The sequence below is a fragment of the Streptomyces sp. NPDC005141 genome, from assembly GCF_053599975.1.
In genome coordinates, this window is sequence record NZ_JBSFYW010000078.1 from 21410 (window position 1) to 32047 (window position 10638).

The window sequence follows — 10638 nt, forward strand, 5'->3', positions numbered from 1 at the left end:
ATCAACAGAGGCGTACAACCGCGTACGGCAGCGCCCACGCCCTCGGCGCACGAGCCAACAGATCCCAGCGGGCGAGCGGTACGTGATGGAGCTGCACGCGCCTACGGATCAGAAGGTTGCAGGTTCGAATCCTGCCGAGTGCACATGAGTAAGAGGCCCCGGAGAGATCCGGGGCCTCTTGCGTTTTCCGGGCGCGCGGCAGAAGCGCTGCAACGGACTGCGGCAACGGGCTGAGCCCGAGCGCCACCGAGCTCGTGGCCAGGGTGTCCCCGCATGTCGCACGTCGACCCTGGCGCCGCCTGACCGGCCGGCTCGGTGTGAACAGATGCTTTCTGTGCGCGGAGGGCGTGGCCGTCAGCAACCGGTTCGGCCGGATACGCGACTCCCTGGTCTGGAGCGAGGTGACCGGGGTGTGCCAGATGACCGGCGTGTGTTTCGTCGTGGCGCTCCACCGCATCGAGATCTCCAGGGGCCACTCCGCCGGGCCCCTCTGGTTCGTGGCGCCGGGCGCGAAGTCCGCCCTGGTGGAGGCCCTGCTCGAGGAGGGCAGACGGGACGGAGCCCTCCGCTGACCTCGCTCGGCTGCTTATATCGGCACCCTGGATGTTCCGGCTGGTCAGGGGCTTTGTCAGTGGGACGTTCTAGTGTCGTTGTGTGCGGCAGGCGTGGACGTGTTCGGGGTTGCGGTGGTCGGGGGACGGTCCCGTGCTCGTGTGGGGCGGGGGGCGGGGGAGTCCGCTGGCCCGGGGGAAGCGGGTGGCCTTCGGCGTGGTGGACGGGGGTGTGCGCACGTGCGTCGGGGCGCGGGGCAACGCGTGTCCCGTGCGGGCCGTCGTGTCGCCGCGCGGTACGGGCGCGCGGTGCGAGGAGTGCGCGCGCCTCGACCGGGCGCACTCCGTGGCCGCCGACACGATGGCCGACGATCCGCGGCCGTACCACGTGTATCTCGCGTGGTTCGGGCCCGGCATGGTGAAGGTGGGGATCACGGGGGTCGAGCGGGGTTCCGCGCGCCTCCTGGAACAGGGCGCCGTCACCTTCAGCTGGCTGGGGCAGGGGCCGTTGATGGCGGCGCGCAGGACCGAGGAGCTGCTGCGGGCCGCGCTGAAGGTGCCGGACCGGATTCCGTACGCCGCCAAGCGGGTGGTGCGGGCGGAGCTGCCGGGGCCGGCGGAGCGCATCGCCGAGATCCGGGAGCTGCACGCGCTCGCCGGACGGCTCCACGGCTGGCCGGAGTCGCTGCGGCGCGAACCCTTCGTCCCCGTCGACCACACCTACGTGTTCGGACTCGCCGGACTCCCGCCCGCGCAGGGAGTCGTGAGCGAACTGGTGGCGGGAGGGGTGATCAGCGGTGAGCTGTGCGGTGCCGCGGGTCCTGATCTCCATCTCTCCACCGGGCGGGGAGTCGTCGTTCTCGACACACGGCTGATGAGGGGGTGGGACCTGACCGGAGTCGGGGGCGGGGACAGGGAGGGCCACAGGGACGGGCACGGAGGTGTGGGTGGCGATGGGCGTGAGCGCTCCGGGGTCACCTTCCCTGTAAGGGAGTTGAGGGCCGCGGACCTCGGTGTCCAGGACGGGCTCTTCTGAGCGGGCCGCGTGCGGGGGCGGGGTGCGGGGCGAAGGGTCAAGACTTGGATCCCTTTGGGATCCCGTTCGGAAAGGTGCTGGACGGCCGGGGACACCCGGACGGAGAGTGGCGGACATGAGCGACCACTCTCACGCGCCTGTCGCAGCCCACGAGCCGCCCTACTACGTCGCCGTGTTCACCTCCGTACGGAGGGAGGACGACGCCGGGTACGGGGAGACCGCCGAGCGGATGGAGGAACTGGTGCAGCAGATCCCGGGTTACCTGGGAATGGATCACGCGCGGACGCCGGGCGGACTGGCCATCACCGTGGGGTACTTCCGGGACGAGGACGCCATCGAGCAGTGGAGTGCGCACGCGGAGCACCGGGCGGCACAGCGGCGCGGCCGGGACGAGTGGTACGAGCGGTACACCCTGCACGTCGCCAAGGTCGAGCGGAGCCATGGGTTCGAGCGTGCCCGCGGCTGACCGGGAGGGCGCGGCCGGCGCCGCGGCGGTGCCGGGCGAGGGACCCATGGAGGTCCGGGGCGAGGTGCCCGCGCAGGTTCGGGGCGAGGTGTCGGAGCCGCGGGCCGAGGCGTCCGAGGTGCGGGGGTTCTGGGAGGGGCTCGGGTTGCCCGGACTCGTCGACGTCCACACGCACTTCATGCCCGAGCGGGTGCTGCGCAAGGTCTGGGACTACTTCGACGGACTCGGTGAACTCACCGGAGGCGTCGAGTGGCCGATCACCTATCGCGCGGACGAGGACGAACGGCTCGCGCTGATCCGGGAGTTCGGGGTCCGCGCCTTCACGGCGATGGTCTACCCGCACAAGGCCGGCATGGCCGAGTGGCTCAACTCCTGGGCCGTCGACTTCGCCCGCCGGACCCCGGACTGCCTGCACACGTCCACCCTCTTCCCCGAGCCGGGCGTCGAGCGGTATGTGCGCGAGGCGGTGGAGGCGGGCGCGCGCGTCTTCAAGGCGCATGTGCAGGTGGGGGCGTACGACCCGGGGGACGAACTCCTCGATCCGGCCTGGGGATTGCTCGCCGAGGCGGGTGTTCCTGTCGTGATCCACTGCGGATCGGGGCCCTCGCCCGGCAAGCACACCGGGCCGGGACCGGTCGCGGCGGTCCTCGGCCGGCATCCCCGGCTGCGGCTCGTCTTCGCGCACATGGGGATGCCCGAGTACGCGGACTTCCTCGGCCTCGCCGAGCGGTACGACGAGGTGCGGCTCGACACGACCATGGCGTTCACGGACTTCAGCGAGCGGCTCGCGCCGTTTCCGCCAGGGCTGCTGCCCCGGCTCGCGGACCTCGGGGACCGGGTGCTCCTCGGCACGGACTTCCCGAACATCCCGTACCCGTACGTCCACCAGCTGCGCGCGCTGGAACGGCTCGGGCTGGGGGACGACTGGCTGCGGGCGGTCTGCCACGAGAACGGCGCACGCCTCTTCGGCCTCGGCTGACGTCGACGGTTGGGGCCCCGGTCCGGGGCCCCGCCGGGAACCGCGTGATCTTCCCAGGAGTTCCCTGAGAGGCACCTGTGCATTTCTCAGGGAAATCACAGGTTGCCGAAAGGATGCTCTCAGCGGCGCCCACCAAGGTGTCCGCTATGACCACGACCTCGCCCCAGGGGCGCACCGAACTGCTGAGGCCGGACGGGAGCCCCGTCCGGGTGCTTGTGGTGGACGACGAGCTGTCGATCACCGAGCTTCTGTCCATGGCCCTTCGCTACGAGGGCTGGCAGATCCGCAGCGCGGGTGACGGGACGGGTGCGGTGCAGACCGCCCGCGAGTTCCGGCCCGACGCCGTCGTCCTCGACATGATGCTGCCGGACATGGACGGCCTGACGGTGCTCGGCCGGCTCCGCCGGGAGCTGCCCGATGTCCCGGTGCTGTTCCTGACGGCGAAGGACGCGGTCGAGGACCGGATCGCGGGGCTCACGGCAGGTGGCGACGACTATGTCACCAAGCCGTTCAGCCTCGAGGAGGTCGTGGCCCGGCTGCGCGGTCTCATCCGGCGTTCGGGCGCCGCCGACCGGCGGTCCGAGTCCGTGCTGGTCGTCGGTGACCTCACCCTGGACGAGGACAGTCACGAGGTGTCGCGGGGCGGTGACAACATCCACCTCACCGCGACCGAGTTCGAGCTGCTGCGCTTCCTCATGCGCAATCCGCGCCGGGTGCTGAGCAAGGCACAGATACTCGACCGTGTGTGGTCGTACGACTTCGGTGGGCAGGCCAATGTGGTCGAGCTCTACATCTCGTATCTGCGCCGCAAGCTCGACGCCGGGCGCGAGCCGATGATCCACACCCGGCGTGGGGCCGGATATCTGATCAAGCCCGCCGTGTCATGAGCGGACGACGACGGCCGCGAGCGCAGAAGAGGCGAGCACGACAGCCGCGCACCCTGCGGACGCGGCTCGTCGTCGCGTCCTTGGCGCTGATCGCCGTCGTGTGCGCGGTGATCGGTACCGTGACCACGATCGCGTTGCGTACGCACCTGTACGACCAGCTGGACGACAACGTGGCCGAGGCGTCGATGCGCGCGGCGGGCGGTCCGGTGGGAGGCCCCGCGGGCGGCCCGGCGGGCGGTGGGTCCGTCCGCCCCCCGAACGAGGACGGCATCGTCAAGGATCCCCTGGAATTCGTCACCCGGGGGCAGGGCATGGGCGCCATCGGCGCGATCGTGAAGAGCGGCGAGGTCACCAAGGGCATAGTCAGCGTGGGGAAGAAGGACTCCAACGGAGTCAAGCAGCCCACCACGGTCAAGCTCAGTGACAGCCAGCTGGCCGTCCTCGCCTCCGTCGCGAAGGACAAGCGCCCGCACACCGTGGACATCCCCGGCCGGGGCGAGTACCACGTGCAGTACGCGGACGGCAGGAACGGCGCCTTCTACGTGGCGCTCCCGACCGAGGACGTCACCAATACCCTCACCACGTTGATCTACGTCGAGATCAGTGTCACCGCCGCCGGTCTGGTGGCGGCCTCCCTCGCGGGCGCGGCCATCGTGACGCTCGCGTTGCGCCCCCTGCGCAAGGTCGCCGCGACCGCCACCCGCGTCTCCGAACTCCCGCTGCACACCGGCGAGGTGACCCTCTACGAGCGTGTCCCGGAGTCCGAGTCCGATCCGCACACCGAGGTCGGACAGGTCGGGGCGGCCCTCAACCGCATGCTCGACCACATCCACGGCGCGCTGCACGCACGGCAGCAGAGCGAGATGCGCGTACGCCAGTTCGTCGCGGACGCCAGTCATGAGCTGCGGACGCCGCTGGCTTCCATCCGCGGGTACGCCGAGCTGACCAGACGCGGCAGGGAGGAGACCGGTCCCGACACCCGGCACGCGCTCGGGCGGATCGAGTCCGAGGCCGGGCGGATGACGCTGCTCGTGGAGGATCTGCTGCTGCTCGCGCGGCTCGACGCCGGGCGGCCGTTGCAGCACGAGCAGACCGACCTCGTACCCCTGGTGATCGATGCCGTGAGCGACGCGCGGGCCGCCGGGCGCGATCACAACTGGCGGCTCGAACTGCCCGAGGAGCCGGCGCTGGTGTCGGCGGACGCCGCCCGTCTGCAGCAGGTCATGGTCAATCTCTTCGCGAACGCGCGCACCCACACACCGCCGGGGACGACCGTCACCGCACGGGTGCACCGGCACGGGCCGTGGCTGTGCGTGGACGTCCAGGACGACGGACCCGGTATTCCGCCCGATCTGCTGCCACGCGTCTTCGAGCGGTTCGCGCGAGGCGACTCGTCACGTTCCCGATCCTCCGGTTCGACCGGTCTCGGGCTCGCCATCGTGCAGGCCGTCGCGGCCGCGCACGAGGGCGCGGTGACCGTGGACAGCGTGCCCGGCAGGACCGTGTTCACGCTGCATCTGCCCGCGCTCGCCCTCGAAACATCGTGGCAACCGCACTCACAGGCACAGCACAGCGCCACCACATGGGTGCAACAGGGGGCTTGACGAGAGTCGTTCCCATGCGAACCGACTCTTCTCCCGGCAACCTGCCGGCGCGGGAGCACCTCCCGGCCACAGACGCCGGTACGCCTGTCCTGGACGTAGTGATCCCCGTCTACAACGAGGAGAAGGACCTCCAGCCATGTGTGCTCAGACTCCACGAGCACCTCAAGCGCACGTTCCCGTACGCGTTCCGCATCACGGTCGCGGACAACGCTTCGACGGACACCACCCCTCAGGTGGCGGCGCGGCTGGCGGCACAGATCCCGGAGGTCACGTCCTTCCGGCTGGAGCAGAAAGGCCGCGGCCGGGCGCTGCGGACCGTGTGGTCGGCGTCCGACGCGCCGGTTCTCGCGTACATGGACGTGGACCTGTCCACCGACCTGAACGCGCTGCTGCCGCTGGTGGCCCCGCTCATCTCCGGTCACTCGGACCTCGCGATCGGCTCGCGGCTGTCCCGCTCCTCGCGCGTGGTGCGCGGTGCCAAGCGGGAGTTCATCAGCCGCACGTACAACCTGATCCTGCGCGGCTCGCTCCAGGCCCGTTTCTCGGACGCGCAGTGCGGCTTCAAGGCGATCCGCCGTGATGTCGCCCAGGTGCTGCTGCCCCTGATCGAGGACACCGGCTGGTTCTTCGACACCGAGATGCTGGTGCTGGCCGAGCGGGCCGGGCTGCGCATCCACGAAGTGCCGGTCGACTGGGTCGACGACCCGGACTCGACCGTCCACATCGTGAAGACCGCGACGGACGACCTCAAGGGGGTGTGGCGGGTGGGACGCGCTCTCGCCACCGGTTCGCTGTCGCTCGACCGGCTCGCCCGGCCCTTCGGGGACGACCCGCGCGACCGCGAACTGACCGACGTACCCAAGGGGCTGGCCCGTCAGCTCGTCGGCTTCTGCGTCGTGGGCGGCCTGTCCACGCTCTTCTATCTGCTGCTCTACAGCGGCTTCCGCTCCTTCTCGGGGTCGCAGGTCGCCAACGCGCTCGCGCTGCTCGTGTCGGCGGTCGCCAACACGGCGGCCAACCGGCGGCTGACCTTCGGTGTACGCGGCCGGGGCGGCGCCGTCCGGCATCAGGCACAGGGCCTGGTCGTCTTCGCCATCGGGCTGGCCCTGACCAGCGGCTCCCTCGCCGCCCTGAACGCGGCGACGAGCGATCCCTCGCACTCCACCGAGCTGGCGGTGCTCATCGCCGCCAACCTCGCGGCGACCGTCCTGCGCTTCCTGCTCTTCCGCGCCTGGGTCTTCCCGGACCGCCAGGACGAGACACCGTCGCCGTCCCCGGTGGTGGCCTCGCACCAGCCGGGTCCGCCGGTCCACCCGACGGCCGTACGGCACGGCGCGCACGGACCGCTGCCGCAGCGCCCGACGGCGCCTTCGTCCTCGTACGACACAGCCCAGTTCCGCGCCGGTGAAGCCGCGGACCGCACCTGGGGGGACTCGACCATGCAGTTGCAGGCGGTGCGCCCGCACGATCACGATCCGAGGAACGCGCGATGACGACACAGCCCGACACGAGTACCGACGCGAGTACCGGCATGAGTACCGGCATGAGTGCCGACACGAGTACGAGCCGTCCCGGGGGCGTGAGTTCCGCCGTCGGCGCCGGTTCCGCGGCGGGTGCCCAGGGTTCCGGAAGCTCCGGTCACTCCTGGGGGCCGCCCGCCTCGACGCTCCCCCCGGAGCCGGTTCCGCCCGTGGCGGAGCCCGGGTCCGGTGAGCCCGAGGAGCCGTTCTTCCGGCGGGCCTGGAGAGGCCGGCCGGAGGACCCGCGCTGGGCGCGCCCCGCTCTGCTCGGTCTGCTGCTCGCCACCGCGGTGCTGTACCTGTACAACCTGAGCGCCTCCGGGTACGCCAACTCCTTCTACTCCGCGGCCGTGCAGGCCGGCAGCCAGAGCTGGAAGGCCCTCTTCTTCGGCTCGCTCGACTCGGCCAACGCCATCACCGTCGACAAGCCCCCGGCCTCGCTGTGGCCGATGGCCCTGTCGGTACGGATCTTCGGGCTCAGCTCCTGGGCGATCCTCGTTCCCGAGGTACTCATGGGCGTCGCCACGGTCGGCGTCCTGTACGCGGCCGTGCGCCGCAGGTTCAGCCCGGCGGCAGGTCTGATCGCGGGCGCGGTGTTCGCGCTCACTCCCGTCGCCGCGCTGATGTTCCGGTTCAACAACCCGGACGCGATGCTCGCGCTGCTCATGACCGTCACGGTCTACTGCGTGATCCGCGGCCTGGAGGACGGCCGGACGAAGTGGCTGGTCTGGGCGGGTGTCGCGGTCGGCTTCGCCTTCCTCGCCAAGACGCTCCAGGCCTTCCTGATCCTTCCGCCGCTGGCCGTGCTGTACGCGGTCTGTGCGCCGGTGAGGCTGCGGAAGCGGTTCGCGCAGCTGGGCCTCTCGGCGGTCGCGATGGTCGCCGCCGGGGGCTGGTGGGTCGCGATCGTCGAACTGTGGCCCGCGTCCTCCCGCCCGTACATCGGCGGCTCGCAGAACAACTCCTTCCTGGAGCTGACCTTCGGCTACAACGGCCTCGGCCGTATCAACGGCGACGAGACCGGCAGCGTCGGCGGCGGTGGCGGCGGTGGCGGCGGTGGCACCGGGCAGTGGGGTGAGACCGGCTGGGACCGGATGTTCAACTCCGAGATCGGCAGCCAGATCTCGTGGCTGCTCCCGGCGGCCCTGATCCTGCTGGTGGCCGGCATCGTCCTCACCCGGAAGGCGAGGCGGACCGACCTGGCCCGCGGCTCGTTCCTGGCCTGGGGCGGCGCGCTGCTGATGACCACGCTCGTCTTCAGCTACATGGCCGGCATCTTCCACCAGTACTACACGGTGGCCCTGGCCCCCTACATCGCCGCCGTGGTCGGCATGGGCGCGACGGTGCTGTGGGAGGAGCGGGGCAGGGTGTGGGCGTCACTCACCCTCGCCGGTGCGGTCACCGCGTCCGCTGCCTGGGGATATGTCCTCCTCAACCGCACCTCCGACTATCTGCCGTGGCTCAAGTGGCTGGTCCTCGTCGGCGGTCTGGCCGGCGCGCTCGGCCTGATCTTCGCGGGCCGGCTGGGCCGCAGGCTGGCCCTCGCGGCGGTCGCGTTGAGCTTCGTGTCCGCGGTCGCGGGTCCGACGGCGTACACGCTCTCCACCGTGAACACCGGGCACACCGGATCCATCGTGACGGCCGGTCCGTCCGGGGCGAGCATGATGGGCGGCGGTCCCGGCGGCGGCGGTGGCGGCATGCGGGGCGGGTTCCCCGGTGGCGGCCAGAACCAGCAGAACGGCAACGGCACCACACAGAACGGGCAGCAGGGCGGCGGCATGGGCCGGCCCCCGACGGGCGGCACCGGTGGCCTCCCGGGCCAGAACCAGCAGGGCAACGGCAACACCCAGGGCCAGAACCAGCAGGGCGGCATGCCCGGCGGCGGTACGGGTGACGGCGGCATGGGCGGGGGCGGCGGCGGTGTCGGCGGACTGCTGAACGGCGCGACCGTCAGCTCCAAGGCCAAGACGCTGCTGTCGAAGAACGCGGACCACTACACCTGGGCGGCGGCGGCCGTCGGCTCCCAGAACTCCGCGAGCTACCAACTGGCCACCGGCAAGCCGGTGATGGCCATCGGCGGCTTCAACGGAACCGACCCGTCCCCGACCCTGGCCCAGTTCAAGAAATACGTGACGGACGGCAAGATCCACTACTTCATCTCGGGCGGTGGCGGCATGGGCGGTGGCGGAAACTCCGGTACGACCTCGAGCTCCTCCCAGATCAGCTCGTGGGTCACGGCCAACTTCAAGAAGGTGACGGTGGGTTCGGCCACCTTCTACGACCTGACGCAGCCGACGAGCAGCAGCTGACCGGCGGTGGTCCGCAGGGCCCGTAGGCGGGCGACGGCCTGGTAGGCGCCCGGGTTCGGTGGTCCGGTGGTCCGATGGGTCGGCGTCGGTTTCGGCAGGTGGGCGGTGGCCCGGAGCGAACGTGCTCCGGGCCATCGCCCGTTCGTCTTTCGCGGTGGGAGGGTCGCCGTCGTCGCCGCCGGGAACTCCGCCTCCCAGCGCCGGCTGATCCTCGGCGTCATCTGTCCCGCGCAGCTCACCGTGCTGCTCGACAACACCGTCCCGAGGTCGCGCGGGCTCCGCGGGGCGGTTCTTCGTGGAGGGCCCGCCTAGCATCATGAAGGAGGGTGGGCCGGGGAGTTCCAGCCCGCTCCGTGGTTCGAGTTCCGAGGAGGGTGCGCCATGGTGAGGGCAGCCGACAGGGGCGAGCGGCCGACGCGGACCAGTGTCTGGCTGGAGGGCAGGGCACCCCGGGGCGGAGCGGCCCGGGGTGGCGGCCAGCCGTCCGGACTCGACCGGGAGCGGATCACCGGGGCCACGGTGCGGCTGCTGGACGCGGAGGGCCTGGCGAAGTTCTCCATGCGGCGGCTGGCGGCTGAGCTGAACGTCACGGCGATGTCCGTGTACTGGTACGTCGACACCAAGGACGATCTGCTGGAGCTCGCGCTCGACGCCGTGTTCGGTGAACTGGCGCTGCCGGACGCCGAGTCGGGGGAGGGCTGGCGGGATCAGCTGCGGGCGCTGGCTGTGGGGTACCGGGCGCTGCTGGTGCGCCACCCGTGGGTGTCGCCGCTCATCGGGAACTTCCTGAACATCGGGCCGCATTCCATGGCGTTCTCGCTCCGCGTGCAGGAGGTGATCCGGAACACCGGGCTGCCGCCGCACGGGCAGATGGGGGCGATGTCGGCGGTGTTCCAGTTCGTGTACGGGTTCGGGACGATCGAGGGGCACTTCGTGCAGCGGTGCGCCTCGGCGGGGATGTCGCAGGACGAGTACTTCCGGCAGGCCATGAGCACCATCAGCGAACAGCCGCAGTTCGCGGCGAACGTCGAGAGTGCGGCGGATCTCATGGAGGCGCGGGGCGGGGACACCGTCTCGGAGATGCGGGAGCGGGACTTCTCGTTCGCACTCGAGATGCTGGTCGCGGGGATCGAGGCGATGGTGGCGCGGGGCTGAGCCTCGCGTGCGGGGGCCTCGGCGGTTCTCGGTGGGGGGTTCGGTGGGTGGGTCGGGGCCGTGCCGGTACATCCCAGTCCGTCGCCGCTGGATCAGACGTGGGTCCAGGAGGGAACCGCTGCTCGATCCGG

9 protein-coding genes are annotated in these 10638 nt (G+C 71.0%); all 9 read left to right on the plus strand.

Annotated elements, in window-relative coordinates; genetic code table 11:
- Positions 1-347: 347 nt before the first annotated feature.
- The 9 genes from ACWD68_RS37040 (at position 348) to ACWD68_RS37080 (ending at position 10507) form a co-directional block, all read left to right on the plus strand.
- The gene (locus tag ACWD68_RS37040) at positions 348-572 is read left to right on the plus strand and encodes a hypothetical protein (protein ID WP_451810857.1); all 225 of its coding nucleotides are present in this window, start codon (positions 348-350) and stop codon (positions 570-572) included.
- 82 nt (positions 573-654) lie between these two features.
- Positions 655-1587, plus strand: a complete 933-nt coding sequence (locus ACWD68_RS37045) for a DUF2797 domain-containing protein (protein ID WP_451810858.1) — start codon at positions 655-657, stop codon at positions 1585-1587.
- A gap of 115 nt (positions 1588-1702) precedes the next feature.
- Positions 1703-2053, plus strand: coding sequence for an antibiotic biosynthesis monooxygenase family protein (locus tag ACWD68_RS37050; RefSeq protein WP_451810859.1), 351 nt, complete (start codon positions 1703-1705; stop codon positions 2051-2053).
- A 46-nt stretch (positions 2054-2099) separates the two neighbouring features.
- The gene (locus tag ACWD68_RS37055; RefSeq protein ID WP_451810868.1) at positions 2100-3032 is read left to right on the plus strand and encodes an amidohydrolase family protein; all 933 of its coding nucleotides are present in this window, start codon (positions 2100-2102) and stop codon (positions 3030-3032) included.
- Between the two features lie 146 nt (positions 3033-3178).
- Positions 3179-3919, plus strand: a complete 741-nt coding sequence (locus ACWD68_RS37060; RefSeq protein ID WP_451810860.1) for a response regulator transcription factor — start codon at positions 3179-3181, stop codon at positions 3917-3919.
- Entirely contained in the window at positions 3916-5523 is a 1608-nt protein-coding gene (locus ACWD68_RS37065; RefSeq protein WP_451810861.1) for a sensor histidine kinase, read from the plus strand. The genes ACWD68_RS37060 and ACWD68_RS37065 overlap by 4 nt, the downstream gene beginning before the upstream one ends.
- 14 nt (positions 5524-5537) lie before the next feature.
- Positions 5538-7016 carry a glycosyltransferase gene (locus tag ACWD68_RS37070; RefSeq protein ID WP_451810862.1) on the plus strand — a complete coding sequence of 493 codons (1479 nt, stop codon included), beginning with the start codon at positions 5538-5540 and terminating at the stop codon, positions 7014-7016.
- The gene (locus ACWD68_RS37075; RefSeq protein WP_451810863.1) at positions 7013-9352 is read left to right on the plus strand and encodes a glycosyltransferase family 39 protein; all 2340 of its coding nucleotides are present in this window, start codon (positions 7013-7015) and stop codon (positions 9350-9352) included. Before ACWD68_RS37070 ends, ACWD68_RS37075 begins: the two co-directional genes overlap by 4 nt.
- A gap of 381 nt (positions 9353-9733) precedes the next feature.
- A complete protein-coding gene (locus ACWD68_RS37080) occupies positions 9734-10507 on the plus strand; it encodes a TetR/AcrR family transcriptional regulator (RefSeq protein ID WP_451810864.1) in 774 nt (257 codons plus the stop codon).
- Positions 10508-10638: the final 131 nt, after the last annotated feature.